Source organism: Streptomyces sp. Ru72 (assembly GCF_002920635.1).
Taxonomy (GTDB): Bacteria; Actinomycetota; Actinomycetes; order Streptomycetales; family Streptomycetaceae; genus Streptomyces.
The window spans coordinates 16840-41728 of sequence record NZ_PQSR01000045.1 but is presented as its reverse complement, the minus strand read 5'-3'; the positions used below and the strand labels follow the sequence as shown (position 1 = coordinate 41728).

Annotated in this window: 21 protein-coding genes and 1 pseudogene; 11 read left to right on the top strand and 11 right to left on the bottom strand. The window is 70.9% G+C overall.

Features of this window, described 5'->3' with window-relative positions:
* Positions 1-14 precede the first annotated feature (14 nt).
* Both C3488_RS21240 and C3488_RS21235 read left to right on the top strand, forming a co-directional pair.
* Positions 15-320, top strand: a complete 306-nt coding sequence (locus C3488_RS21240; RefSeq protein WP_103841710.1) for a 4a-hydroxytetrahydrobiopterin dehydratase — start codon at positions 15-17, stop codon at positions 318-320.
* Between the two features lie 13 nt (positions 321-333).
* Positions 334-1080 (top strand): class I SAM-dependent methyltransferase, encoded by a 747-nt coding sequence (locus tag C3488_RS21235; RefSeq protein WP_103841708.1) that lies wholly within the window; start codon positions 334-336, stop codon positions 1078-1080.
* 19 nt (positions 1081-1099) lie between these two features.
* On the opposite strand, the gene C3488_RS21230 is transcribed toward C3488_RS21235, so the two are convergent.
* Together C3488_RS21230 and C3488_RS21225 are read right to left on the bottom strand one after the other, a co-directional pair.
* Positions 1100-1561 (bottom strand): hypothetical protein, encoded by a 462-nt coding sequence (locus C3488_RS21230; protein WP_103841706.1) that lies wholly within the window; start codon positions 1559-1561, stop codon positions 1100-1102.
* Entirely contained in the window at positions 1561-2037 is a 477-nt protein-coding gene (locus tag C3488_RS21225; RefSeq protein WP_103841704.1) for a hypothetical protein, read from the bottom strand. Before C3488_RS21225 ends, C3488_RS21230 begins: the two co-directional genes overlap by 1 nt.
* Before the next feature lie 40 nt (positions 2038-2077).
* Here C3488_RS21225 and C3488_RS21220 point away from each other — a divergent pair, with 40 nt between their 5' ends.
* Together C3488_RS21220 and C3488_RS21215 are read left to right on the top strand one after the other, a co-directional pair.
* Complete coding sequence (locus C3488_RS21220) at positions 2078-3046, top strand: YafY family protein (protein WP_103841702.1); 969 nt, start codon at positions 2078-2080, stop codon at positions 3044-3046.
* A gap of 209 nt (positions 3047-3255) precedes the next feature.
* Positions 3256-3504, top strand: coding sequence for a hypothetical protein (locus C3488_RS21215; protein WP_103841700.1), 249 nt, complete (start codon positions 3256-3258; stop codon positions 3502-3504).
* Positions 3505-3789: 285 nt separating this feature from the next.
* Here the strand turns inward: C3488_RS21215 and C3488_RS21210 are convergent, their stop codons facing one another.
* From C3488_RS21210 to C3488_RS21200, 3 genes and pseudogenes are all read right to left on the bottom strand, one after another.
* The gene (locus tag C3488_RS21210) at positions 3790-5097 is read right to left on the bottom strand and encodes a vanadium-dependent haloperoxidase (protein WP_103841735.1); all 1308 of its coding nucleotides are present in this window, start codon (positions 5095-5097) and stop codon (positions 3790-3792) included.
* A gap of 78 nt (positions 5098-5175) precedes the next feature.
* A pseudogene (locus tag C3488_RS21205) lies at positions 5176-6655 on the bottom strand (cellulose binding domain-containing protein); the annotation flags it as partial.
* Between the two features lie 318 nt (positions 6656-6973).
* On the bottom strand, positions 6974-9889 hold the full coding sequence (locus tag C3488_RS21200) for a glycoside hydrolase family 48 protein (RefSeq protein ID WP_103841698.1): 2916 nt from the start codon (positions 9887-9889) through the stop codon (positions 6974-6976).
* Positions 9890-10190: 301 nt separating this feature from the next.
* Here C3488_RS21200 and C3488_RS21195 point away from each other — a divergent pair, with 301 nt between their 5' ends.
* The 3 genes from C3488_RS21195 to C3488_RS21185 all read left to right on the top strand — a co-directional run bounded on the left by C3488_RS21195 (position 10191) and on the right by C3488_RS21185 (position 14438).
* Complete coding sequence (locus C3488_RS21195; RefSeq protein WP_258053554.1) at positions 10191-11633, top strand: cellulase family glycosylhydrolase; 1443 nt, start codon at positions 10191-10193, stop codon at positions 11631-11633.
* Between the two features lie 29 nt (positions 11634-11662).
* Positions 11663-13384 carry a glycoside hydrolase family 6 protein gene (locus tag C3488_RS21190; RefSeq protein WP_103841696.1) on the top strand — a complete coding sequence of 574 codons (1722 nt, stop codon included), beginning with the start codon at positions 11663-11665 and terminating at the stop codon, positions 13382-13384.
* Positions 13385-13565: 181 nt separating this feature from the next.
* Positions 13566-14438: a trans-aconitate 2-methyltransferase gene (locus tag C3488_RS21185; protein ID WP_103841731.1), complete on the top strand. Its 873-nt coding sequence runs from the start codon at positions 13566-13568 to the stop codon at positions 14436-14438.
* A gap of 193 nt (positions 14439-14631) precedes the next feature.
* On the opposite strand, the gene C3488_RS21180 is transcribed toward C3488_RS21185, so the two are convergent.
* Positions 14632-15468 carry an aldo/keto reductase gene (locus tag C3488_RS21180; RefSeq protein ID WP_103841694.1) on the bottom strand — a complete coding sequence of 279 codons (837 nt, stop codon included), beginning with the start codon at positions 15466-15468 and terminating at the stop codon, positions 14632-14634.
* 491 nt (positions 15469-15959) lie between these two features.
* Between C3488_RS21180 and C3488_RS21175 the strand changes: the two genes are divergently transcribed.
* A complete protein-coding gene (locus tag C3488_RS21175; protein WP_103841692.1) occupies positions 15960-16388 on the top strand; it encodes a hypothetical protein in 429 nt (142 codons plus the stop codon).
* 82 nt (positions 16389-16470) lie between these two features.
* On the opposite strand, the gene C3488_RS21170 is transcribed toward C3488_RS21175, so the two are convergent.
* Together C3488_RS21170 and C3488_RS21165 are read right to left on the bottom strand one after the other, a co-directional pair.
* Positions 16471-18297, bottom strand: a complete 1827-nt coding sequence (locus C3488_RS21170) for a long-chain fatty acid--CoA ligase (RefSeq protein ID WP_103841690.1) — start codon at positions 18295-18297, stop codon at positions 16471-16473.
* Positions 18298-18889: 592 nt separating this feature from the next.
* Positions 18890-19753: a LysR substrate-binding domain-containing protein gene (locus C3488_RS21165; RefSeq protein ID WP_103841688.1), complete on the bottom strand. Its 864-nt coding sequence runs from the start codon at positions 19751-19753 to the stop codon at positions 18890-18892.
* Positions 19754-19937: 184 nt separating this feature from the next.
* On the opposite strand from C3488_RS21165, the gene C3488_RS21160 reads away from it, so the two are divergent.
* The gene (locus tag C3488_RS21160) at positions 19938-20951 is read left to right on the top strand and encodes a bile acid:sodium symporter family protein (RefSeq protein WP_258053553.1); all 1014 of its coding nucleotides are present in this window, start codon (positions 19938-19940) and stop codon (positions 20949-20951) included.
* A gap of 104 nt (positions 20952-21055) precedes the next feature.
* Here the strand turns inward: C3488_RS21160 and C3488_RS21155 are convergent, their stop codons facing one another.
* A complete protein-coding gene (locus C3488_RS21155) occupies positions 21056-21973 on the bottom strand; it encodes a zinc-binding dehydrogenase (RefSeq protein WP_103841684.1) in 918 nt (305 codons plus the stop codon).
* Positions 21974-22054: 81 nt separating this feature from the next.
* On the opposite strand from C3488_RS21155, the gene C3488_RS21150 reads away from it, so the two are divergent.
* Both C3488_RS21150 and C3488_RS21145 read left to right on the top strand, forming a co-directional pair.
* Positions 22055-22492, top strand: a complete 438-nt coding sequence (locus C3488_RS21150; RefSeq protein WP_103841682.1) for a MarR family winged helix-turn-helix transcriptional regulator — start codon at positions 22055-22057, stop codon at positions 22490-22492.
* 19 nt (positions 22493-22511) lie between these two features.
* Positions 22512-23039, top strand: coding sequence for an isochorismatase family protein (locus C3488_RS21145; RefSeq protein WP_103841680.1), 528 nt, complete (start codon positions 22512-22514; stop codon positions 23037-23039).
* Positions 23040-23065: 26 nt separating this feature from the next.
* Here the strand turns inward: C3488_RS21145 and C3488_RS21140 are convergent, their stop codons facing one another.
* Together C3488_RS21140 and fdhD are read right to left on the bottom strand one after the other, a co-directional pair.
* Positions 23066-23785 carry an SDR family oxidoreductase gene (locus C3488_RS21140; protein ID WP_103841678.1) on the bottom strand — a complete coding sequence of 240 codons (720 nt, stop codon included), beginning with the start codon at positions 23783-23785 and terminating at the stop codon, positions 23066-23068.
* A gap of 249 nt (positions 23786-24034) precedes the next feature.
* Complete coding sequence (fdhD, locus tag C3488_RS21135; RefSeq protein ID WP_103841676.1) at positions 24035-24883, bottom strand: formate dehydrogenase accessory sulfurtransferase FdhD; 849 nt, start codon at positions 24881-24883, stop codon at positions 24035-24037.
* Positions 24884-24889: the final 6 nt, after the last annotated feature.

The window sequence follows — 24889 nt, the reverse complement described above, 5'->3', positions numbered from 1 at the left end:
GAAGGAGCCAGGTCATGCCCGTCGAACCACTGTCGCAGAAGGAGATCGAGGACCGGCTGGCCGAGTTGCCCGGCTGGTCCCTCGAGGGCGACCGGATCGCCCGCACCTACCGGCTCGGCACGCACTTCGCGGCGACCGCGATGGTCGTGCACATCGCCCAGGTGCAGGAGGAGCTGGACCACCACTCCGACCTCACCCTCGGCTACAACACCGTCTCCCTGACGGTGAACACGCACAGCGCCGGCGGCGCGGTCACCGACCTCGACTTCGAACTGGCGCGCAGGGTCGAGGAACTGGCGCCCGGCCACGGCGCGCACTGAGCGGTCGCCCCACGTGCTGGACTACGAGAAGGAGGCCGCGGAGTACGACGCCCTGCGCGGCGGCGAACCCCGGGCCGCCGCGGCGGCCGACGCCGTGCTCGGACTGGTGCCCGAGGGTGCCGGCCGACTGCTCGACGTGGCCTGCGGCACGGGCATCGTGACGCGGCGGCTCGCGGCCGCGCGGCCCGGGCTGCGGGTCGTGGGCGCGGATCTGGCGTACGGGATGGCGTGGCGGGCCGCCGCCCGGCTGCCCGGTGCCGTCGTCCTCGCCGACAGCCGCCGACTGCCGTTCGCGGACGGGGCGTTCGACGCGGTCACCAGCGTGTGGCTGCTGCATCTCCTGGACGGTCCCGACGCGGTGCGGAGCGTGCTGGCCGAGTGCGCCCGGGTGCTGCGGCCGGGCGGTGTCTACGTCACCACCGTCGACAAGGCCGCCTCCCACAACGTGGGCAGCGACATCGACGCCGTCCTCGCCCCACGCCCGCGCCGATCCGCGGACGATGCCGCCGAAGCGGTCGCGGCGCACGCCGCAGCCTGCGGCCTGGTCCCGGCCGGAGGGGCCCGTTTCACCGGGACCGGCCAGGGCCGCAGCCCCCGCCGCACCCTGGCGGACCTGCGCCGCGGCTGGTTCGTCACCCTGGCCCCCGGCCATTCGCTCACCGAGCGGATCGCCGGCGAACTCGCGGCACTCCCGGACCAGGACCGGCCGCGCCCCGACCCGGTGTTCACCCTGCGGGCCTTCCGCAAGGCCGGACTCTGACGAGGGGACCTGGGCGGCCTCAGACGGGCCTGCTGAACTCCATGACCCAGTTGGTCACCCAGGTCTCCCCGCCGTCCACCGAGAACGCCTGCTCCCAGCGGGCGGCCGTGGGTGAGACCCCCGACCACACGAACCGGACCCGCACGTCCTTGCCGTCGTGCTCGTCGTCGCCGTGGAACTCGCCCCGGCCGCCGTCGAACTGCCCGATCACGGGCGGGAACAGTTTGCCGCTGGTGCTGGAGGACCAGTTCAGCGACCACTGCTCGGTCTCCCGGTCGAACAGTCTCAGGGTGAGCCCCTTCGACCCCAGGTGCGGCATGTCGATCTCGTCGACGTTCGCCGCCCCGTCGAACAGCGGCCGGCAACGGCTCGTCGCCGTGAACTCCTCCCAGCCGCTGCCGGGGTCGAGGAAGTCGGTCCGGCGGCGGTTGAGGACCTGCCACTCGCCGTGGAGGAAGTCGAAGTCGCGCGGGCTGCTCATCAGCGGTCTCCTGTCGTGCCCTCGGGCAGGGAATCGGTCAAGTAGGCGTGGAGATCGGGTACGTCGGGTGCGAGCAGATGCCGCACCCAGGCGTCCCGTTCGTGCAGAACCGGCGGCAGTTCCCAGACACAGCCGATCCACGGCCGTTCGGTCAGGACGAAATGAGCGGTGTCCCGGTCAGGGCAGCCGAGCACGGGCTGGCCGGCCGCCGCGCCACGGAAGTGCAGGACGTTGTCCCACACCCAGCTGTACGCGTTCAGATAGGCGCCGTCGTCGTCGCCCCGGTGCAGCACGACGAACGTCGCGGGCGGCGTGGCGTCCGGCTCGGGCAGCAGGTGGGGCAGCATCGCGTACGCCGCCTTCTCGACGTCCGGCGCGATGCCGGCCGGGTCGGCGGTGACGTGGTAGCGCTTGATCCAACGGCCCGCCACCTCGATCGGCGGCGGCACGGTGAGGAGTTTCTCCCTGAAGGCCATGCCAGGGACGCTAAGGCCGGTTTGCTGACATCCTGTGTCAGTGAAGTCCAGTCGGCTCGTCTCCATCCTGCTGCTGCTCCAGACCCGCGGCCGGATGACCGCCGCCCAGCTCGCCGAGGAGCTGGAGGTCTCGGTGCGCACCGTCTACCGGGACGTCGAGGCGCTGCACGCCGCGGGCGTCCCGCTCTACGGCGACGCCGGGCACGCGGGCGGCTACCGGCTGCTCGACGGCTACCGCACCCGGCTCACCGGACTGACCGCGGGCGAGGCCGAGGCCCTGTTCCTGTCCGGCGCCCCGGGGCCGGCCGCCGCACTCGGACTGGGCTCCGTCCTCGCCGCAGCCCAGCTCAAGGTCCGCGCCGCACTGCCGCCCGAACTGCGCGTGCACGCCGACCGGATCAGCGGCCGCTTCCACCTGGACGCCCCCGGCTGGTACGCGGACGCCGACGAGGCCCCGTTTCTGCCCGCCGTCGCGGCCGCCGTCTGGAACAGCCGCGTGCTGCACGTCCTGTATCGGCGCTGGCGCGAGCCCACCGATGTGGAGCGCCGTCTGGAGCCGTACGGACTCGTGCTGAAGGCGGGGCGCTGGTACGTCGTCGCCGGGCCGGGACCGCGCACCTTCCGCGTCGACCAGATCCTCGAACTCAGATCGAGCGAAGAGGAGTTCACCATCCCTGAGGGCTTCGATCTGGCCACCTACTGGGCGGCGTACCAACGGGATTTCCACGACCGGCTGTACCATGGCGAGGCGGTCGTCCGGCTTGCCCCCGGTGCGCGGCTCACCGGATCGGCGGGGAGGGCGGTCGAAGCCAACGGCCGCGAGATGGCCGACGGCTGGACGCTGGCCACCGTACCGATCGAGTCCGTCGAGCACGCGCACGGCGAGTTCCTGAGCCTGGGCGCGGACATCGAGGTCCTGGAACCCGAGGAGTTGCGCCGGCGGATCGCCCGGACGGCGTCCGAGCTGGCCGGAAGATACGGCAACCGCGGTGCGGGCGGCGGCGACTGAGGACACGGCGATTCCCCGGCCATCCCAGGAGGAGCCCCGTGCAGCACCCGTCCCCGCACCGCCACCGCAGACGCGCCGTCGGTTCCGCGCTGGTGGCCGCGAGGCCGGCTGCCACTCGTCGGCAGCCGGGCTGCCTGACGCGCCCTACACGGTGCACGGGTCACGATCTACCGTGGACGGGGACACGTCACCGATTCCGAGGGGGGACCGTGGCAACGACCGCGAAGGAACTGATCCGCACGGCGAAGAGCAAGGTGGACCAAGCAGCCGGAAAGGGCGCCCATCCCGACACCGTCCGCCTCGCGCAAGCAGCCGTCAACCTGGCCGTGGCCCAGAGCAACGTCGAACTCGCCGAAGCCCTCAACACCTTCACCGAAGCGGTCGGCAAGAACAGCGGCACCGTCAAGGAAGCGATGGCCGCGCTGACCACCAAGGTAGGCGACCTCGCCAAACGCTGAGCATCGGCAATGAAGGCCCCGGCCGATGACCGGGGCCTTCGTCGCACCCCTTCGGGCCGGTTCCGGCGCTGGTCCGCTCGCCGAGCGTGGCGTGGCCTCGCACGTCCTTGAGCAGGGGGTAGGAGCCGTCGCCGGACTTCAGGCCGTGTAGACGGTGGGTCGGGGCGGAGCGGGCATGTTGCCGGCGATGAAGAAGCTGGGGTGCGGGGGCTGGTTGTAACCGCTGTTCTCCGTGCCCTGGCGCTTCCGGGGGGCGCGTGCTGGTACAGCACGCGGCCCCCCGGATCAGCGGTGCGGGCGCAGTGGCTGGAAGTAGTGGGTCAGCGCCCAGGTGCCGATCCGCTTGCCGGCCTGGGCCCCGGCCACGTCCGCCGAGCGGAAGTGGATTCCGGCCCACACACGCGCGTCGATCATGTCCTGGTCCAGCTGGTCGGCGTATGCGTAGTGCCGGGTGGTGCCGGTGATCTCGGACGGGATGTTCAGGTCCAGCCGTGTCGTGCCGAGGATTCCGCTGAGGGTCCGGGTCACCGCGCCGGTGACCGTGGTGTGGCCGCTGAGGTAGTCCGGGTGCGGTGGCGTGAGGAGCAGCGGCTGCCACTGCGGGTCGGCCCGGGTCGCGGGGTTGCCGTCGGTGTCGGCCAGTTGGACGGCGGTGATGGGCCGCCAGCGCCCGTACCGGAGCTTGGCGTCCCAGGCGGTGACGACGGCGTCGGTCGCCGACGTGTTCGCCGCGGCGAACACGCGCGCCGTCTCGGCGATGCCCAGGTGGTGCCGGTCGGTGTAGTCCCTGAGCGCCGCCTGGATCTGTGTCACCAGACTGCCCCCGAAGAACAGGGCCGTCTCGGTCTGGAGCGCGGTGCGGGGCGAGCCGGTCTTCGCGCCCATGCTCTTCACCTCGTTCACGTCCTGGGCATAGCGCGCCGAGTGCAGGGCGGGTGGCGGACCGGGACGGAACTGCTCCGGGGAGAGCAGCAGCATCGGGCGCAGCCTGCCGAGCCAGGGGTCGATGAAGGGCAGATGGCCGGGCGGGGTGGGCCGCCAGACACCGGGCGCCGGCGGGGTGGTGAACTGCACGGGCGCGTCCCGGCCGTCGCCTTCGCGCAGGGTGATGAGGCGGCCGGCGGCGCGCTCTCCGAAGTCCACGCCCTGTGTCTTCACCGGGCCGTCGGGCATCCTGGCGAGCCAGTCCGCGTAGGCGGCGTCGAGCCCGGCCCGGGACGCCGGGAAGTAGGTGAGCAGGACACGGTGCGCCGCGGCCACGGCCGCCGCCTCGGGCGATGCGGTGGAGGGGCCGCGTTCCTGCCACTTGTACGGCGCGTAGTCGCCCTGGATGCCTACCACGGCGTTGTAGACGGCGGCCGAGACGAACCCGTGCCAGACGACCGCCTGCCCAGATGGGCGCGTGGGGCCGAGGTTGGTGGCGATGGTGTCGGTGGCGATGGCGTTCCATGCGCGGATCGCCGCGGGGTCCGCCGAAGGGACCGCGTGACGGGCGGCGGTGGCCGGGGACCCGGCCAGGACGGTGACGACGAGGAGCAGGAGCGAGGTGACGGCGCCGAGGGCGGCGGACCTGCGGGAACGAGATGCTTCCATGACCGGCATAACCATCCGGCGTGCGCATGGTCACGCCGTTGGGGGCGTGTGCCGTGCGCACGGCACACGCCCCGGCCGTCAGCTCACCGTGCAGGTCTGGTCGTTCAGCTTGAAGGCCGTGGGTTCGGTGTTCGACCCCGACCAGCTCCCCGTGAACCCGAAGCTCACGGACGAGCCCCCGGCCACACGGGCGTTCCAGCCCAGGTTCTTCACTGTCACCGCCGACCCCGACTGGGTGTGCTCGGCGTTCCACAGCTGGCCGCTCTTCTGCCCGCCCGGGAACGACCGCCGAGCGACCAGCCGCTCCACGCGGAGGAGCCCGTGTTGGCGAGCGTCACGTCCGCCTGGAAGCCGCCCGACCACTGATTGGTGATCTCGTACGTCACGGAACAGGCGCCCGTCGGCGTCGGATCCGTAGCACCGCCGCCGCCTCCGCTCGTGTTCGGAGGTGTCGCCGTAGGTCACCCCGCGGCCGTTCGTCGACACGTACCCCCGCCCGTACACACGCGGATCACCCGTGATCGCCGCACCCGTCCAGCCCCACTGGTGGGCGTCGTCGTTGATCCGGGTCCAGCTCGCGCCCTTGTCGGTCGACCGGAAGATGCCTCGCACCCCGCCGATCTCCGCGCTGGTGTACAGCGTCTGGTACGAGGCTCCCGTCGCCGCCTTGCCGAAGCCGACGGTGTCGGCCTGCTCGACGTTCGGCAGCTTCGTGAATGTGGCCCCGCCGTCGGTCGAGTGCCACAGACCGTACGCGCCGTCCGTCGCACCGCCGGCCAGCCAGATGTCGCCCTTCGTCGACGACCGCCCCGGCCGGGATCCCGCTCGACCCCGACCAGGACGATCCGAAACCCGTCGTGTACTGCACGCCCGTCCCCGCCGGACTCCACACGAACCGGCTGCCGTCCGCCGCTGTCGCGACCGTGCCGCCACCGCTGACCCCAGAGGGGTCCGTGCCTGCGAACCAGTTGGCGCCGTTGTCCGTCGAGAACGCCACGTGCCGGCCCGAGTCCAGGTTGCCGACCCGCACCACCGTGTTCGGGCTGGTCTCGGCGAAGTCCAGGCTGGTGGTCGTCGTGAAGGTGGGGGAGGTGTACATCCTCGACGGGACCTCGGCCAGATCGTGTGCCGGAAGCCGCCGATGTCACCCAGGGCACTGAAGAGCTGGGCACCACCGGACGGGGGAGAGGCCAGGTCGTTGACGGCCGTCTCCTCCAGGCCCTGCACCATCGGCTTCACGTTGAACTGGCCGCCGCCGTCCCACTTCGTCAGGTTCTCGGTGCCGTCCCGTACATCATCCGGTCGGAGTCGAACGGGTCGATCTCCGGGGACTCGGTCATCCAGCCGAGCTTCGGGGTCTGTTCGGGCGGTGACGGATTCGCGCCGAAGGTCAGCCAGGGCGAGACGACACGTCGATCCTGAAGCCGTAGTAGGTGTCGGCCTCCGCGACCGGGCTGATGTTCGTCCAGGTGCCGGTCGCCGTCGCATACCGCCACAACTGGCCCTTGCCGCCGTCGTACGGGCCGCTCTTCTCGCTGTACGCGAGGTACAGGTGGCCGGGGACCGGTGCCCGCGAGCAGGCCGGCCGCGAGCGCGACCACGGCCGTGAGGCTGCGGCCCTTTCGGGAGGTTCTTCGCACAGGGGTCCTTCCGTGAGGAGAACGCGCGAGGACCGGACGGCCCCCAGTGCGGGTGGGGACCGCCCGGCCGGCGCCCCGTCGTCAGGTGACGGGGCCACGCACGCGGAGCTTTCAGGCGGTTCTGCGGAAAGGTGCGGTGCGTACCGCGCCCCTGAAGGGGCGCGGGGAACTGCGCGACCAGCCACAGCGGACCAGCAGTCGAACCACGGTCCTCCCGCGGAGCACCCGGCGGGGACCTATTCGAGGAGCTCCGCGTACGAGCCCATGGCGAGGGCGATGTCCGCCTGCGCCCAGAACCGGTGGTACGTGAACGAGGGCGCGGCGCCGCCCTTCAGGTAGGCCTCGATCTTCGACCACGCCGGGTCGTTCTTGTAGAAGGACCTCAGCGAGCTGAAGGTGGAGGAGGAGTTGATCGCGTCGCCGTTCGGCATGGTGCCGCTCCAGCCGCTCGGCACGTACACCGTGTCGCCGAACCGGCTGTAGTCCGTGCGGGTCTCCGGGACGGCGATGCCCAGGGTGTCCTGGTAGTTGTTCCACATGCCGTCAAGGAGCGCCTTCGCCGTCGACTTCGCCGTCAGGTCACCGGACTTGGCGGCGTAGTACGTCAGCGTCTTCGCGTACGCGGCCGCCACACCGACGTCGTTGGTGTAGTCCGCGACGGTGACGTGCAGCCCGCTGTTGTTGCCGGGCGATGACGGGTTCCACGTGTCGGGCTGCCCGGACCACTGCAGCGTGGCGGGGATCCGGTAGGTGCCGTCCGGGTTGATCGTGGTCTTGGACAGTGCCCACTTCACCCACTTGTCGAGGACCGCCTTCGCCGTGGCGTTCCCCGTCTGCTGGTAGTACTCCGCGACCCGCTCCATCGACCACGCCTGGAAGCCGAACCACTGGTTGGACGGCGGGTCGTGGTAGACGGGCTGCCAGTCGTAGTACATGCCGTAGAAGGTCGACGTGCCGGCCGGCGGGGTCGCGTACCGGCCCTGCCAGCTGTTGGTCGCGCCGCCCGCGATGGCGCCCTCGGACGACTGCAGCCACTGGTAGAACTCCAGCTGCCGCTGCAGCGACTTCGACCAGTCCGAGGCGCCCGTCGTTGACTTGGGCTTCAGGTCGGCGTAGGAGCTGAGCGCGTACGCGGCGAGCGGGTTCTGGTAGCCGCCGTGGACGTGGCTGGAGCCGATGCGCCAGGCCCAGCCGGCGCTGGTGTCGGTGGCACCGCCCCAGGCGTAGTACCAGGACAGCAGGTAGTCCGAGGCGTCCTTGCCGGTGCCCGCCGGGCAGGACGAGGCACCGACGCAGTTGCCGATCTTCTTGAAGTACTTGTCGTACATCGCGTAGCGCAGGTAGTCGCCCATCTTCGCGGCCTTGCCCACGGTCGCGGAGACGTCACCGCCCTTGCCCTGCTGCTTGGCCCACACGTCCGCCCAGTACGCGGCCTGCACGGCGCGCGCGTCGGCGTCCGGGGCGTCGGTGAACTTCCACTGCCTGGCGTACGACGAGTCACCGGTGAACAGGTCCAGGTAGCCGTTCTTGCCGCCGTACTTGAAGGCGTCGCAGGTCGGCTGCGGCACCGTCTCCCACACCGACTCCTGGGGACCGCGCTGGAAGGTGTTGATGTACGACGGTCCGGTGGCCGCCGGGCCGGCCTCGCACGTGCCGGGCTCGTTGCCGTACCCGTACACGTTGTCGACGTCCTGCAGCCAGTGCATGCCGTAGACGTCGTCCGTGCCGTACGCGCTCTTCAGCTCTCCCGCGATGGGGTCCGAGCCGACCGAGACGGACGTGTCGAGCTTCGCCGGATACTCGTTCGGGGTGTCCAGTTCGGGCGCGTAGGTCGCGGGCTTCGAGGCATTGTAGAAGGAGTTGGTCGGCTGGTCGGCGTGGGTAGGGATCATGTACTTCTCCATCAGACCCCAGGCGCCGTTGAACTTCGACCAGTCACCCGTCACCTTGCCGTACATCGCCTGCAGCCACAGCAGATAGCTGTACGCCTCCGACGTCGTCTCATGGCCCTGGTCCGGCGCCTCGACGATCAGCGTCTCCACCGAGTGGTAGGGGATGCCCTCGGGGGAGAAGTAGCCGTTCGCCGGGTTGGTGATCTTGCCGTAGAGGTCCAGGAAGCGGGCGTCGTACGCCTTGGTGGCCGCCAGTTCCGTGACGGTGACCGTGGCCTTGGTGTAACCGGTCGCGGAGGCCGTGAAGGTGGCCGAGCCGGTACCGGAGGCGTCCGCCGTGACCGTCACCGTCTGGGCCGTGTTCCAGTTGGACGGTGTGAAGGTGAGCGCGGAACCGTCGGTGACGGTCAGGCCCGAGTTGCCGGACGTGCGGGCGACCGACACCGTCACGTTCGCGCTCGGCTGCTTGGACAGCGTGACGCCGAACGTGCCCGTCTTGCCCTGCTGGACGCCGAGCTGGGTCGGCGAGGCCACCAGGGCGGGACCCGAGGCGACCGTGATGCCGACCGGCGTGGACTCCGCCGACGCGCCCAGGCTGTCGTACGCCTTGGCCACCAGGGAATGACTGCCCGTGGTCAAGCTTGAGACCGAGAGCGAGTAGGGCGCGCTCGTGTCCGTGCCCAGCAGCGTCGTGTCGTCGTAGAACTCGACCTTGCTGATCGTCGCGTTGTCGGCGGCGGCCGCGGTGGCCGCGAGCTGGACGGCGTCGCCCTGGGTGTAGACCGCGCCGGCGGCCGGGCTGGTCAGCACCGTGACGGGCGGCTGGTGGGCGCCCACGCAGGTCGTGCCGTTGATCGCGAAGTTCGTCGGCGCGGCGTTCGTCCCGCTGTAGGTGAACTGGGCGCCCGTGTTCACCGCGGCCCCGGCGGCGATCGTGCCGTTCCAGGAGGCGTTCTTCACCGTGATCGACTTGCCGGACTGGGACCAGGTGCCGCTCCAGCCGTTGGTCAGCGCCTGGTTGCCCGTGTAGTCGTACGTCAGCGTCCAGCCGTTGAGGGCGCCGGTGCCGCGGTTGGTGATCGTGAGGTCCGCGGTGAAGCCGGAGCCCCAGTCGTTGGTCTTGTAGTCGATGCTGCACTGAACCGCCGCCGCATGGGCGGGATTCGTGCCGTTGGCGAGCATCGTCAGGGGGAGCGCGAGGGCCGCCACAGCGGCGGTCCAGAGTCGTCGCGCGCTGCGACGTCTGCGTCTGGGTGCCATGTGCTGGTTCCTCCTTGCGGCTCGGAGCAGAGGTGGGGGGAGGAGCAACAAGCCTTGAACCAGTGGGAGCGCTCCCATATTGGGGAGGGGGCCAGAAGGGGTCAAGGTGCTTGAAGAGTCGAAAAGATTCGACGGGAGGAACTGAAGGAAAGTCAGCTACTCCTCTGTTCTTCGCCGTCACTTGGCGCTACCTTCACCGGCACCAGTGGGAGCGACTCCATCAGTCGACGCGTCCGTCACGGACGCGCCCGAGCTGCAAGGATCGCTCATGCGACACCCCCCTCGTTCAGCACTCTTACTCATGGCCGTCGCGGTCGCCGTCGTCGGCAGCGTGGTCGTCCCGGTGGTCACGGCCTCGGGCGCCGCCCCCGCGTGCACGGTGGAGTACTCCGTCACGGGCCAGTGGGACAGCGGCTTCCAGGGTGCCGTAAGGATCACCAACAACCGTGCCGCTGTGAGTGGTTGGGCGCTCACGTTCGACTTCGCGGGCGGTCAGAAGGTCAGTCAGGGCTGGAACGCCAAGTGGTCCCAGTCCGGTACGACGGTGACCGCGACCAACGAGAGCTGGAACGCCTCGCTGGCCACCGGTGCGAGCGTCAGCGCCGGGTTCCTCGCGTCCTGGTCGGGGAGCAACGCCGTCCCGACGGCCTTCAAGCTCAACGGGACGACGTGCAACGTCGACTCCGAACCGACGCCTACGCCGCCGCCGACCGAGCCTCCGGCGAGCGGCTCGGCCCCGGCCCTGCACGTCTTGGGCAACAAGCTCGTGGACGCCGCAGGCAAGGCCCGTCGCCTGCTCGGCGTCAACCGGTCCGGCGGCGAGTTCATGTGCGTCCAGGGCTACGGCGTCTTCGACGGCCCGGTGGACGACGCGGCGATCAAGGCGATCGCCGACTGGAAGGCGAACGCGGTCCGCATCCCGCTCAACGAGGAGTGCTGGCTGGGTCTTTCCAACGTCAAGCCGGAGTACGCGGGCACCGACTACATCAAGGCGGTCAAGGACCTGGTGGCCCGCGTCGAGGCGCACGGCATGACGCCGGTCGTCGAACTGCACTGGACCTACGGCCAGTACACCGGCAACTCGGCGGGCTGCTCCGACGTGCACGCCACCTGCCAGAAGCCCATGCCGGACGCCCAGTACACCCCGTCGTTCTGGTCGTCGGTCGCGAGCACGTTCAAGGACGACCCGGCGGTGGTGTTCGACCTGTTCAACGAGCCGTATCCGGACCGGGCGACCTCCGGCGCCACGGACGCCTGGAAGTGCTGGAAGGACGGCGGTACCTGCCCGGGCATCGGGTATGAGGTCGCCGGGATGCAGGACCTCGTCGACGCCGTGCGCTCCACCGGCGCCAAGAACGTGATCCTGGCGGGCGGGCTCGCGTACTCCAACGACCTGAGCCAGTGGCTGACGTACAAGCCGAGCGACCCGGCGGGCAATCTCGTCGCCGCCTACCACGTCTACAACTTCAACACCTGTGCGAACGAGAGCTGCTGGAACTCCACGCTCGCCCCGGTCGCGGCCCAGGTGCCGCTGGTGGCCGGGGAGATCGGGGAGAACACCTGCTCGCACGGGTTCGTCGACCAGGTCATGAAGTGGTTCGACGACCGCAGCCTGTCCTACCTCGGCTGGACCTGGAACACCTGGGACTGCTCGTCGGGGCCGTCCCTGATCTCCGACTACGACGGAACGCCCACGTCGTACGGCATCGGGCTGCGCGACCACCTGCGCGCCGTCAATCCGTAACTCCCCACACCCAGAAGGAACCCGCACTCATGAGTCGTACCAGAACGTCGTTACTGGCCGCCCTCGCCCTCGTCGCGGGCGGGACCGGCACCGCGGTCGTCACCACCCCCGCGCACGCGGCCGTCCCCTGCACCGTCGACTACAAGGTGCAGAACCAGTGGGACACCGGCTTCACCGCCGCCGTCACCGTCACCAACAACTCGTCGGCGAAGTCGAGTTGGTCGGTGAAGTGGTCGTATGCCGGCAACCAGAGGGTCACCAGCGGCTGGAACGCGAAAATCAGTCAGAGCGGGGCCACCGTCACCGCCGCCAACGAGAGCTACAACGGCTCGCTGGCTACCGGCGGTTCGGTCAGCTTCGGGTTCAACGCCTCCTACAGCGGCACCAACGCGGTCCCGGCCACCTTCACCCTCGACGGCGTCGCCTGCAACGTCGACGCCGGCGGTGGCAGCGGCGGGGGTGGCGGAGGCGGCAATGGCGGCGGCAGCGGCTCGGGCAGCCGCGTCGACAACCCGTACGCGGGCGCCAAGGTCTACGTGAACCCCGAGTGGTCCGCGCACGCCGCCGCGGAGCCGGGCGGCAGCCGCGTCTCCAACCAGCCCACCGGCGTCTGGCTGGACCGCATCGCCGCGATCAACGGCGTGAACGGCGGTATGGGCCTGCGCGCCCACCTCGACGAGGCGCTCAAGCAGAAGGGCAGCGGCGAGGAAGTCGTCCAGCTCGTCGTCTACGACCTGCCGGGACGGGACTGCTCGGCCCTGGCGTCCAACGGCGAGCTGGGCCCGACGGAGATCGAGAAGTACAAGACCCAGTTCATCGACCCGATCGCGGCGATCCTCTCCGACCCCGAGTACGCCTCCCTCCGGATCGTCACCACCGTCGAGCTCGACTCGCTGCCGAACCTCATCACCAACACCGGCAGCCGCGCGACGGCCACTCCGCAGTGCGACACGATGAAGGCCAACGGCAACTACGTGAAGGGTGTCGGCTACGCGCTCGGCAAACTCGGCGCCATCCCGAACGTCTACAACTACGTGGACGCCGGGCACCACGGCTGGCTCGGCTGGGACGACAACTTCGCCCCTACGGCCGACCTGCTCAAGCAGGCGGCCACCAGCGAGGGCGCGACGGTCGACGACGTGGCGGGCTTCATCACCAACACGGCCAACTACAGCGCCCTGAAGGAGGACAACTTCACCATCGACGACACCGTGAACGGCACGTCGGTGCGCCAGTCCAAGTGGGTGGACTGGAACCGGTACGTCGATGAGCTGTCGTACGCGCAGGCCTTCCGGGACAAGCTCATCTCGGTCGGCTTCAACTCCGACATCGGGATGCTGATCGACACGTCCCGGAACGGCTGGGGAGGCTCGGCGCGGCCCACCGGCCCCGGTCCCAGGACGGACGTGGACGCGTACGTCAACGGCGGCCGCTACGACCGGCGCATCAATACCGGCAACTGGTGCAACCAGGCGGGCGCCGGACTCGGCGAGCGTCCGCAGGCCAGCCCGGCCCCCGGCATCGACGCCTACGTGTGGATGAAGCCGCCGGGGGAGTCCGACGGCGCCAGCTCGGCGATCCCGAACGACGAGGGCAAGGGCTTCGACCGTATGTGCGACCCGACGTACACGGGCAACCCGCGGAACAACAACAACATGTCGGGCGCCCTGCCGAACGCACCGCTGTCCGGGCACTGGTTCTCGGCCCAGTTCCAGCAACTGATGCAGAACGCCTACCCGCCTCTGCCGTGACCTGAGGTGATCCGCCGGGGTCAGCCCTCCCGGGCCGGGCCCCGGCGGATCGCCGACTCCACCGCGCGGTGGCCGCCGTCGGGGCGGTCCAGTTCGTGTTGTTGCCGTACCGGCAACAGAAGTGGCCCGCTCACGGTGCGTCGGCGCAGGCTGACGGCACCGAGAAGAGAGGGTGAACACCATGGCGCACGAGCACCACCACCATCACGCGCACGCCGACGTCGACTGGTCCGCGATGGCCCCGCTGCTGGAGTCGCAGGCCGAACTGCTCACCCCCATGTACCGGCGGATCGCGGGCTGGCTGGGGGAGCGCGGTGCGCGGCCGGGGCTGATCGTCGACGCCGGCAGCGGACCGGGAGCCGTCACCTGCGTCCTCGCCGAGGCCTTCCCGGACGCCCGCGTGGTGGCGGCCGACGGCTCCGAGCCGCTGCTGGAACGCGCCCGTATGCGGGCCGCCCGGCTGGGGCTGGCCGACCGCTTCAGCACTCTGGCCGGTGAACTCCCGGGCGCGCTCGGTGAGTTGGAGTATCCGGCGGACCTTCTGTGGGCGAGTCGCAGCCTGCACCACCTCGGTGACCAGCGCGCGGCACTCGCCGCCTTCGCGGATCGTCTCGCTTCCGGCGGGGTCCTGGCCCTGCTGGAGGGCGGCCTGCCCCCGCGCTGGCTCCCGCGTGACATCGGCATCGGACGCCCGGGTCTGGAGGCCCGGCTGGACGCGGTGGAGACCGAGCGGTTCACCGCGATGCGCGCGGAGCTGCCCGGCGCGGTCACGGAGACCGAGGACTGGGGCGCGCTGATGACCTCCGTCGGGCTGCGCGCACCGGTGACGCGCTCCTTCCTGTTCGAGCTGACCGCCCCGCTCTCCGACGAGGCCCGCACCTGTGCCGTCGCAGAGTTCCAGCGCCGTCGCGACAAGCTCGCGGACGGCCTGGACGCGACGGATCGCGCGACCCTTGACCGCCTCCTGGATCCGGACGACAAGGCGAGTCTGTACCACCGCCCCGATGTCTACGTGCTTCAGGCGCACACGATGCACACGGCCGTCAAGGCTTGAGGGGGAGCGCACCCCACGACCGATCGGCCGGCCCGACCGACGTATGCCGGGCGCCCGGTGGTGGGCGCCCGGCCTCACGGGCTCAGTCGTTCCGGATGAACTGCTTGGCCGGCGACTCGCCGAGGGACACCGCAGCGCCCCGGACTCGCCGTGGAGGCGGTCCGGGGCGCGCCGTTCGGTCTTCGATCAGAGATCAGCCCATGTCGAACGTCGCCGGGTCCGGGCCGAGGCGACGGTCCTCGTTCAGCGCGCTGATCGCCGCCATGTCCTCGGTGTCCAGCGAGAAGTCGAAGACCTCGATGTTCTCCCTGATCCGGGCCGGGGTGACGGACTTCGGAATCACGACGTTGCCGAGCTGGACGTGCCAGCGCAGCACGATCTGGGCAGGGGTGCGGCCGTGCTTCTGTGCGATGGCGACGATGGCCGGCACCTCGAGGAGGCCCTTGCCCTGGCCGAGCGGCGACCAGGCCTCGGTCGCGATGCCCTGCTCCCCGTGGTACTCACGGGCGGCGTGCTGCTGCAGGTGCGGGTGCAGCTCGATCTGGTTGACCGCCGGGATCACGGACGTGGCCTCGATCAGCGTCTCGAGGTGCTCCGGAAGGAAGTTGGAGACGCCGATGGCCCGGGCGCGGCCGTCCGCGTGGAGCTTCTCGAAGGCCTTGTACGTCTCGACGAAGGTACCCCGGGACGGCAGCGGCCAGTGGATCAGGTAGAGGTCCACGTACTCCAGGCCGAGCTTGTCCAGCGACGTGTCGAAGGCGCGCAGCGTGGCGTCGTACCCCTGGTCGCTGTTCCAGAGCTTGGTGGTGATGAAGAGGTCCTCGCGGGGGATGGCGGACGCGGCGACGGCCTTGCCGACGCCCTCCTCGTTGCCGTAGATCGCCGCTGTGTCGATGCTGCGGTATCCGGCCTCCAGGGCGGTGGTGACCGCGCTCTCCGCCTCGTCGTCCGGCACCTGCCAGACGCCGAAGCCCAGCTGGGGCATCTCGACGCCGTTGTTCAGGATGATCGGGGGGACCTTGCTGCTCACGAGCTCTCGATCCTTCAGTCGTCGGGTGGTGCTCCTATCGTCAACGATCACCACCTTACGTGCATTCCTGACCGGCGGGTTCCCCGTTCGAGCCTCGACGACAACCCCACATTGGCGGGAAATGGATCCGACCTTATGGGTCCAGACCATTGACCGGGCCACGCCATCCCGCCGCTCTGTATCGCGACACGGAGCGTATGTGGAACCGAGTGCATCCATGTGAACAACGTGCGCCTTCCTCCCGTGCGGTGGGCTGAGCCACCCCCCACTCGCTGGAAGCCGGGTACGCCGACATGAACGAAAAGGTGTACGCGGCCCCCTGTAGGCGGGAGCCGAGCTCTCGGGAGACATCTGAGGACAGCGGTCCGGCAGGTCCCTGACTGGCCGGGTCGCCAGGCCACGGTGACCGGCAGAGGGCAACTCCCCGCCGTCGCACCGGAGCTGCCAGGCACGCTCCTCGAGCCACCCCCTTCGCAGCGAGGTGAACGGTCATGAGCCCCACCAGAAGAACGCTGCTGAGCGCGGCCCTCGGCGGCACGACGGCCCTCGGCGGCACGACGGCCGCGGCGGTCGGTCTGCCGGCGGCCACGGCGCGGGCGGCCTCCTGGCAGTCGAAGTGGTCCCCCTCGGCGAGGAACGACGGCCTCGGTGCCTTCGAGACCGTCGAGGACGACCGCGCGGACTCCCACCCGGCCGGGCACCCGCACATCTTCGCCACCGGCGACAACTGGGCTTCGACATGCACACGGTGGAGCGGCTCGACCACCGTCAGCGACAGATCGAAGACAGGCGTGGACACCTTCCTCGCCGACCGGGTGCGGCCGAAGTGGGGCATCTACCGCTCCCTGGGCGACACCTCCGGGTCGCTGCGGGACACCTACCTCCTGCTCACCGACCTCCGCGGCTACGAACTGGCCTGACGAACCGCGGTGGCCCGGCGAACCCCCGTCGGAGTGGCGGGCATCGAGTACCCGGTCGGAGCGGGAGGGCGCGGTGCCGGTCTCAGGTCCGGTACAGCGCCTCGACCTCGTTCGCGTATGCGTTCTCGATGGCCTTGCGTTTCAGCTTCAGCGACGGCGTGAGGAGCCCGTGCTCCTCGGTGAACTGGTGGGCGAGGATACGGAACGTACGGATCGACTCGGCCTGCGAGACCAGGGTGTTCGCGGCGACGACCGCACGCCGCACCTCCGTCTCCAACTCCGGGTCGCGCACCATCTGGGCCGGGGAGAGCTTGGGCTTGCCCTGCATCTGCAGCCAGTGCTCCACGGCCTCGGAGTCGAGTGTGACGAGCGCGGCGACGTAGGGGCGGTCATTGCCGACGACGATGCACTGCGCGACCAGCGGGTGGTCCCGTACGCGCTCCTCGAGCAGCCCGGGGGAGACGCTCTTGCCGCCGGAGGTCACCAGGATCTCCTTCTTGCGCCCCGTGATCGTGAGGTAGCCGTCCTCGTCGAGGGAGCCCAGGTCGCCGGTGGCGAGCCAACCGTCGTGGAGCGTCTCGTCGGTGGCCTTGGGGTTGTTGAGGTAGCCCTGGAAGACATGGGCGCCGCGCAGCCAGATCTCGCCGTCGTCCGCGATGTGCACGGTGGTGCCGGGGATGGCCTGGCCGACCGTGCCGTAGCGGGTGCGCTCGGGCGGGTTGGCGGTCGCCGCCGCCGTCGACTCCGTCAGCCCGTAGCCCTCGTAGATGTGCACGCCGGCGCCCGCGAAGAACAGGCCGAGCCGGCGGTCCATCGCCGAGCCGCCGGACATCGCGTGCCGTACCCGGCCGCCCATCGCTGCGCGGATCTTGGCGTAGACGACCTTGTCGAAGAACTGGTGCTGCACGCGCAGGCCCGCCGACGGGCCGGGGCCGGTGCCCCACGCCTTCGCCTCCATGGCGTCCGCGTACTTCACGGCGACCTCGACCGCCTTCTCGAACGGCCCGGAACGGCCCTCCTTCTCGGCCTTGCGGCGGGCCGCGTTGAAGACCTTCTCGAAGATGTACGGCACGGCGAGGAAGAACGTCGGTCTGAACGCGGCCAGGTCGGGCAGCAGTGCCGCCGCGTTCAGCTGCGGCTGGTGGCCGAACTTGACCCGGCCGCGGATGGCCGCGACCTCGACCATCCGCCCGAAGACGTGCGCCAGCGGCAGGAACAGGAGGGTGGCCGCCTCGTCGCCGCGCTTGGAGTGGAACACCGGCTCCCACCGTTCGATGACCGTGTCGGCCTCGAACATGAAGTTGCCGTGCGAGAGGAGACAGCCCTTGGGGCGGCCGGTGGTGCCGGAGGTGTAGATGACGGTCGCCACCGCCTCCGGGGTGACCGCCTGCCGGTGCCGGTGCACCACCTCGTCCTCGATGTGAGCGCCCGCGTCGTACAGCTCCTGCACGGCACCCGCGTCCAGCTGCCACAGCCTGTGCAGTTGCGGCAGCCGGTCGATGACCGTGGCGACCGTCATCGCGTGGTCCTCGTGCTCCACCATCGCGGCCACCACCTGCGCGTCGTGCAGCATCCAGAAGACCTGCTCGGCCGACGAGGTGGGATAGACGGGGACGACCTGGGCGCCGATCGTCCACAGGGCGAAGTCGAAGAGCGTCCACTCGTAGCGGGTACGGCACATGATCGCGACGCGGTCCCCGAAGCGGACGCCCTGGGCCAGCAGCCCCTTGGCGAGCGCCAGCACCTCGTCGCGGAACTCGGCGGCGGTCACATCGCGCCAACGGCCCTGCTCGTCCTTGCGGCCGAGGGCGACACGGAGCGGATCTTCCTGGGCATACTCGAAGACGACGTCGGCCAGGCCGCCCACCGGCGGCGCCGACGCCAACGGAGGGTTGGTGAACTCGCGCAATCCCCGCTCCCGGCTCCTTGGTTCGCCTGCGGGGTGCTCCAGCCGGTCAGGCTCACTGGTGGCGCTCCGCACAGCGCCGTGAAAGCTACCCCACCCAGGAGCCCGGCGGGAGAGGGCTGGGAACCCCGGAACTCCCCACAAACGCACAGGTCAGCCATGGAAAATGCGAGCACAAGGGGAAGGGGCGGACAGAATCCCTTACGGCGGCGTAAGTTCCGGTCCCGTAATCTCCACGGAATCTGTACGGGGCGATTACCGCGCGGTACGCGCTACCGGCGAGTAGGGCGGGGCGGTGGCCGGGCGTTCCGTCGGCCGCCGCCCCCGGCGGTCACCCTGCCGTATCCACTGTCTTCTTCAGCGTCCGCGGCGCCGATCCTGTCACTCGGTCCCGCAGCTGCCGCACCGGCCTCGATACGGCCGCTTCCGCGACAAGCCCCGAACAGCGTGGCGACCGCCCTGGCGAGGAGCACGGCGGACCTCTGCGCGTACCCCGAGGGGGCCCCTGGGACTCCTGGACGGTGTCCAGCATGCCGAGGGGACGCCGTTCCTGCGTCGGGTCGAGCAGCTCATGCATCCGCGGCCGGCGCGGTGACTACCGTCGGTGCAGGCGGTCGCCGCCCGCGAGGATCGCCGCCGCCAGCGCCCGGGCCGCGCTGTGGGCGGGCCCCAGGCGCTCTCCGTGGACCAGGACGAAGTCGACCTCCCCCAGGTCCGGCAGGCCCGCACGCTCGGGGATCCTGACCAGGCCGGGAGGGATGAGGCCCCGGGAGTGGGCCATCACGCCGAGGCCGGCGCGGGCCGCCGCGATCAGGCCGTTGAGGCTGCCGCTCGTGCAGGTGATCCGCCAGGGCCGGCCCTGTTTCTCCAGGGCCTCAAGGGCGCGGGCGCGGGTGATGCCCGGCGGCGGGTAGACGATCAGCGGGACCGGGCGGTCGGGGTCCAGACGCAGCCGCTCCGCGCCGATCCACACCAGCTTGTCGTGCCGGACGAGTTCGCCGCGCGGGTCCTCGGGGCGCCGCTTCGCCAGCACGACGTCGAGCCGACCCGCCGCCAGCCGTTCGTGCAGCGTGCCCGACAGTTCGACCGTCAGCTCCAGATCCACCTCGGGGTGCTCGTACCGGAAGCCCTCGAGGATCTCCGGCAACCGGGTCAGCACGAAGTCCTCGGAGGCGCCGAACCGCAGCCGGCCGCGCGGCCGGGTCCCGGTGAAGAACGCCGTCGCCTGCTCGTGCACCTCCAGGATCCGCCGTGCGAAGCCGAGCATCGCCTCGCCGTCCTCGGTCAGCTCCACGGAGTGCGTGTCCCGCAGGAAGAGCGGGCGCCCGGTCGCGTCCTCCAGCCGCCGTACGTGCTGGCTCACCGTGGACTGGCGCAGCCCCAGCCGCCGGGCGGCCTGCGTGAAGCTCAGCGTCTGGGCCACCGCGAGGAACGTGCGGAGGTGGGACGGGTCGTACATGGCGGGAAGGTTATCGCGGAATGCGATGACAGTCAGAGCGCTATGCCGGATTCCCGATCACCCGCCGGGGGAGGAGGATGGAGAGGGCACGACCGTGCCCTCGCACCGGGCACGACCGTGCCCCCGCACCGGACGTACAGCGAAGTAGTGGAGCACTGTGAAACGCCTGCGATGGCCGCGTCGGATGCCCGTCGACCCGTACATCCTCCTGTTGCTGGGGACCGTGGGCCTCGCCGCCCTCGTCCCGGCGCGGGGCACGGCCGCGAGCGTCACCTCCGGTGCCTCCACGGCCGCGATCGCCTTCCTCTTCTTCCTGTACGGGGCCCGGCTCTCCACCCGTGAGGCGGTGGAGGGGCTCCGGCACTGGCGGCTCCACGTCACCGTGCTGGCCTGCACCTTCGTGATCTTCCCGCTGCTGGGTCTGGCGGCCCGCGGCCTGGTGCCGGTGTTCCTGACGCACAACCTCTACACGGGACTGCTCTTCCTCACCCTCGTCCCCTCCACCATCCAGTCGTCGATCGCCTTCACCTCGATCGCCCGCGGCAATGTGCCCGCAGCGATCTGCGCGGGCTCCTTCTCCTCCCTCGCCGGCATCGTCATCACCCCGCTGCTCGCGGCGGCCCTGCTGGGCGACAGCGGTGGCGGATTCTCGGCGGACTCGCTCGTCAAGATCGTGTTGCAGCTGCTGGTGCCGTTCCTCGCGGGACAGGTCCTGCGGCGCTGGATCGGTGGGTTCGTCACCCGGCACAAGAAGGTGCTCGGGTTCGTCGACCGCGGCTCGATCCTGCTGGTCGTCTACACCGCGTTCAGCGAGGGAATGGTGCGCGGCATCTGGCACCAGGTGAGCCCGCTCCGGCTCGGCGGCCTGCTCGTCGTGGAGGCCGCACTGCTCGCCGTGATGCTGGCGCTGACCTGGTACGGCGGCCGTGCCCTCGGCTTCGGCCGGGACGACCGGATCGCGATCCAGTTCGCCGGGTCGAAGAAGTCCCTCGCCTCCGGACTGCCCATGGCGAGCGTCCTGTTCGGCGCACAGGCCTCCCTCGCCGTGCTCCCGCTGATGCTCTTCCACCAGATGCAGCTGATGGTCTGCGCGGTGATCGCCAAGCGCCGCTCCCACGACGCCCTCGGCCCGGCGGCCGGCCCGGAGCCGGCCGCGGCATCACGAACCGCGGTCGGTACGGCGACACGTTCCGGCTGAGGTCCCTCCGCGCCGAACGCGCCAGAGGCCCTCGGCCCTCGACACCCGGTGGTCCCTGACGGGTCGGCCCACGTCCGAACCGCCACCGGTCGGCGCCCGGCGACTCAGGGCCGCAGGACCACCTTGCCGAGGTTGCCGCGCGACTCGATGACCGCGTGCGCCTTCGCCGCCTCCTCGAGCGGGAACTCGGCGTGCACGACGGGCTTCAGCGCGCCCTCGGCGAACAGCCGCCACAACTCCTGCCGCCACCGCTCGTACAGCTCCGGCTTCCCGCGGGCGATCCGCGCCATCTGGAAGCCGATGACGGACTTGGCGCCCACCAGCAGGTCGTACGCCTGAACGGTGCCGCCGCCCGAGCTGTACGCGACGAGCCGGCCGCCGGGCGCCAGCGCGGCGACGGCCGGGCCGAGCAGGTCGCCGCCCACCGCGTCGAGGGCGTAGTCGACGGGCTCACCCCAGTTCGGGGCGCCGTAGGCGACCACCTCGTCGGCGCCGAGCGCGCGCACGAAGTCCGCCTTGCCGGAGCCGGACACGGCGCCCACGACGCGGGACGCCCCGTGCACCCGGGCCAACTGCACGGCGAGATGGCCGACGCCGCTCGCCGCCGCCGTGACCAGGGCCGACTCGCCCGGCTCGGGGCGTGCCGCCTGAAGCGCGCCGAGCGCCACCAGCCCGCTGCGGACCAGCGCGACGGCGTCGACGGCGCTCGCCGTGCCGGGGACCGGAGAGGCCATGGCCTCGTGCAGGACGGCGAAGTCGGCGTAACCGTGCCCGAAGCACAGTGCCGTCACCCGGTCGCCGGTCCGGAAGCGGGTGGCGCCGGCGCCGGTCGCGACCACCTCGCCGGCGATCTCGCCGCCGAGCGCGATCGGCTCGGCGGCCTCGGTGACCTTGCGCACGACGGGCAGCGTGATCCCGACGGCCTCGCAGCGCACCAGGAGTTCGCCGGGGCCCGCCTCGGGGACGGGCGCCTCCTCCAGGAACAGGGGGCCGCCGGTGGACTCGTACCGGACGCGACGCATCGCACCTCCAGGGTCATTGGGAGTCCCAACGGTATCGCACACTCGTAGGGAGGCCCAACGATTTTTCGCTAAGCTGCGACCATGGCCCAAGCTCCCCTCCCCGCGATCCGCTCCCTGCCGAGCTGGCTCCTCGGCCGTGCCGCCGCCCGCGGTCGCGCCCTGGTGGCCGACGCCCTCGCCGCCGAGGGCATGAAGATGTGGCACCACGTGGTGCTCTCCGCCGTCCGTGACCTCGCCCCCGTCGCCCAGGCCGATCTCGGCCGCGGCATCGCGCTCGACCCGAAGGATCTGGTCGGCGTCCTCAACGACCTCCAGGCGGCGGGCCTCGTCCTCCGTGAGCCCGATCCCAGGGACCGCCGCAAGAACGCGGTGTCGCTCACCGAGGAGGGCGGCCGGCTGCTGAAGCGCTGCGAGAAGGCGGCCCGCGAGGCGAACGACACACTGCTCGCCCCGCTCTCCGTGGCCGAACGCGACCGGTTCATGGATCTGTTGATCCGTATTTCCGGTACGGACGGCTGACGGGGGCTAACGTTCCGTCATGACCGCAGCTGACGCACTCGATCCGGCGCGCACCGCCCTGGTGCTCGTCGACCTGATGGACCGCATCGTCGCCCTGCCGCTGGAGCCGCGCAAGGGCATGGACGTCCTCGCCACGGCCGAGGGGCTGGCGGACGCCTTCCGCTCGGCCGGCGCTCCCGTCGTCCTCATCCGTGTCGAGCGTCCCGGTGTCGCCGAGCAGCCGCCAGGCAGCGGACTGGTGGCCGGCCTGCTCCGGGACGGTGACCTCGAGGTGGTGAAGCGGACGATCGGCGGCTTCCAGGGCACGGGCCTGGACGAGCGCCTGCGCGAACACGGCATCACCACCCTGGTGTTCGGCGGCATCGCCACGAACCTCGGCGTGGAGTCCACCGCCCGTGCCGCCGCCGACCTCGGTTACGACCTCGTCTTCGTCGAGGACGCCATGGCCGCCCTCACCGCCGCCGAGCACCAGGCGTCGGTCGGGCTGGACTTCCCGCGCCTCGGATCGGTCGTGACGGCCTCGCAGGTGCGGCTCACCACCGGTTGACACGCCGGAGCCGGTGTCGCAGGGGCTCAGACCAGCAGCCCGCCGCCGTCCACGACCACCACCGAGCCCGTGCTGTAGCCGCCGCGCATCAGATACAGGTACGCCTCGGCGACGTCCTCCGGCGTGCCCACCCGGCCGACGGGCAGCGCGGCCGCGCTCGACTCGAACAGGCCGCGCCGGTCCTCCTCGGTCATGTCCCGCCACAGCTCGGTGCGGACCACGCCGGGGGAGACCACGTTGACCCGGACCGGGGCGAGCTCCAGGGCCAGTGCGCGGGTGAGCGACTCCATCGCCCCGCACAGGCTCGCCGCGACGGTCGTGCCCGGCAGCGGGCGCTGCCCCGCGATCCCGGTGGTCAGCACCACGGAGCCGCCCTTGCGGATCGAGGGCGCGCCGTGCTTGACGGCCGTGTACGCGCCCCACAGCCGGGTGTCCAGGAACCGCCTGGCCCGCGGAAGGTCCGACTCCAGGAAGCTCTCCATCAGCAGCGACTCACCGGCCGTGTAGACCAGGTGGTCGAAGCCCCCGATCCGTTCGAAGAAGTCTCGCACCGCGGCCTCGTCCGTCGCGTCGAGCGTGTGCCCCTCGGCGCCCGGAGGCAGCCGCTTCAGCGCCCCGTCCACGCTCTCCTGCCGGCGGGAGGCGACCACCACCTCCGCACCCTCACGGGCGGCCCCTTCCGCGACCGCCAGGCCGATGCCCGACGTACCGCCGACGACCACGATCCGCTGTCCTCGCAGGCCCATGTCCGATGCCCCTTTCCTGTGTGTCCGACAGGGTTTCAGCCTGCGTCCGGCGGCACCTCGCCGTCCAAGACCTCTTCCGTACGCGGCGATACCCGCAGGGCATCGCCACCGGAACGGCGGAATGGGCGACCCGAGATCTCGACCTGCGAAAGGCCCGCTGCTACGGGTGTGAGAGCACAGCGGGCCCCGGCGGCGCAGGGGGCGCTCCCCGCCGGCCGGGGTCCCCGCCGCCGTGTCGCGGGGAGGTGGTCAGCCCTGGGCGGCCGTGGCCCGCAGGGCGATGCGGTCCTCGCCCGCGTACACGTTCATGGAGCTGCCCCGCAGGAAGCCCACCAGGGTCAGCCCGGTCTCCGCTGCCAGGTCCACGGCCAGCGAGGAGGGCGCCGACACGGCGGCGAGGACCGGGATACCCGCCATCACGGCCTTCTGCGCCAGCTCGAAGGAGGCCCGGCCCGACACCAGCAGGATCGCGCGGGACAGCGGCAGGTCCCCGTTCTGCAGGGCGCGGCCCACCAGTTTGTCCACCGCGTTGTGCCGGCCCACGTCCTCCCGGACGTCGAGCAGCTCGCCGTCCTCGGCGAACAGGGCCGCCGCGTGCAGGCCCCCGGTCCGGTCGAAGACCCGCTGGGCCGCGCGCAGCCGGTCCGGGAGGCTCGCAAGCAGGGCCGGCTCCACCCGCACGGGGGGCGTGTCCGCGATCGGCCAGCGAGCCGTCGTACGGACCGCGTCCAGGCTGGCCTTGCCGCACAGGCCGCAGGAGGAGGTCGTGTAGACGTTGCGCTCCAGCGTGATGTCCGGGATCGCGACACCGGGCGCCGTCTTCACGTCCACCACGTTGTACGTGTTGGAGCCGTCCACCGTGGCGCCCGCGCAGTAGACGATGTTCTGCAGGTCACGGTGGTCGCCCAGCACGCCCTCGCTGACCAGGAACCCGGCGGCGAGCGCGAAGTCGTCGCCGGGTGTGCGCATGGTGATCGCCAGCGGCTTGCCGTTGAGCCGGATCTCCAGCGGCTCCTCGGCGACCAGCGTGTCCGGGCGGGTGGAGACCGCCCCGTCCCGGATGCGGATCACCTTGCGTCGTTCCGTGACTCGTCCCATGTCCTG

Coding starts and splice junctions, on each gene's coding strand:
- C3488_RS21190 (WP_103841696.1), top strand. CDS start 11,663: ATGAGTCGTACCAGAACGTCGTTACTGGCCGCCCTCGCCCTCGTCGCG.
- C3488_RS21160 (WP_258053553.1), top strand. CDS start 19,938: ATGCCCGTCGACCCGTACATCCTCCTGTTGCTGGGGACCGTGGGCCTC.
- C3488_RS21195 (WP_258053554.1), top strand. CDS start 10,191: ATGGCCGTCGCGGTCGCCGTCGTCGGCAGCGTGGTCGTCCCGGTGGTC.
- fdhD (WP_103841676.1), bottom strand. CDS start 24,883: ATGGGACGAGTCACGGAACGACGCAAGGTGATCCGCATCCGGGACGGG.
- C3488_RS21140 (WP_103841678.1), bottom strand. CDS start 23,785: ATGGGCCTGCGAGGACAGCGGATCGTGGTCGTCGGCGGTACGTCGGGC.
- C3488_RS21230 (WP_103841706.1), bottom strand. CDS start 1,561: ATGAGCAGCCCGCGCGACTTCGACTTCCTCCACGGCGAGTGGCAGGTC.
- C3488_RS21150 (WP_103841682.1), top strand. CDS start 22,055: ATGGCCCAAGCTCCCCTCCCCGCGATCCGCTCCCTGCCGAGCTGGCTC.
- C3488_RS21145 (WP_103841680.1), top strand. CDS start 22,512: ATGACCGCAGCTGACGCACTCGATCCGGCGCGCACCGCCCTGGTGCTC.
- C3488_RS21240 (WP_103841710.1), top strand. CDS start 15: ATGCCCGTCGAACCACTGTCGCAGAAGGAGATCGAGGACCGGCTGGCC.
- C3488_RS21155 (WP_103841684.1), bottom strand. CDS start 21,973: ATGCGTCGCGTCCGGTACGAGTCCACCGGCGGCCCCCTGTTCCTGGAG.
- C3488_RS21210 (WP_103841735.1), bottom strand. CDS start 5,097: ATGGAAGCATCTCGTTCCCGCAGGTCCGCCGCCCTCGGCGCCGTCACC.
- C3488_RS21165 (WP_103841688.1), bottom strand. CDS start 19,753: ATGTACGACCCGTCCCACCTCCGCACGTTCCTCGCGGTGGCCCAGACG.
- C3488_RS21200 (WP_103841698.1), bottom strand. CDS start 9,889: ATGGCACCCAGACGCAGACGTCGCAGCGCGCGACGACTCTGGACCGCC.
- C3488_RS21185 (WP_103841731.1), top strand. CDS start 13,566: ATGGCGCACGAGCACCACCACCATCACGCGCACGCCGACGTCGACTGG.
- C3488_RS21225 (WP_103841704.1), bottom strand. CDS start 2,037: ATGGCCTTCAGGGAGAAACTCCTCACCGTGCCGCCGCCGATCGAGGTG.
- C3488_RS21175 (WP_103841692.1), top strand. CDS start 15,960: ATGAGCCCCACCAGAAGAACGCTGCTGAGCGCGGCCCTCGGCGGCACG.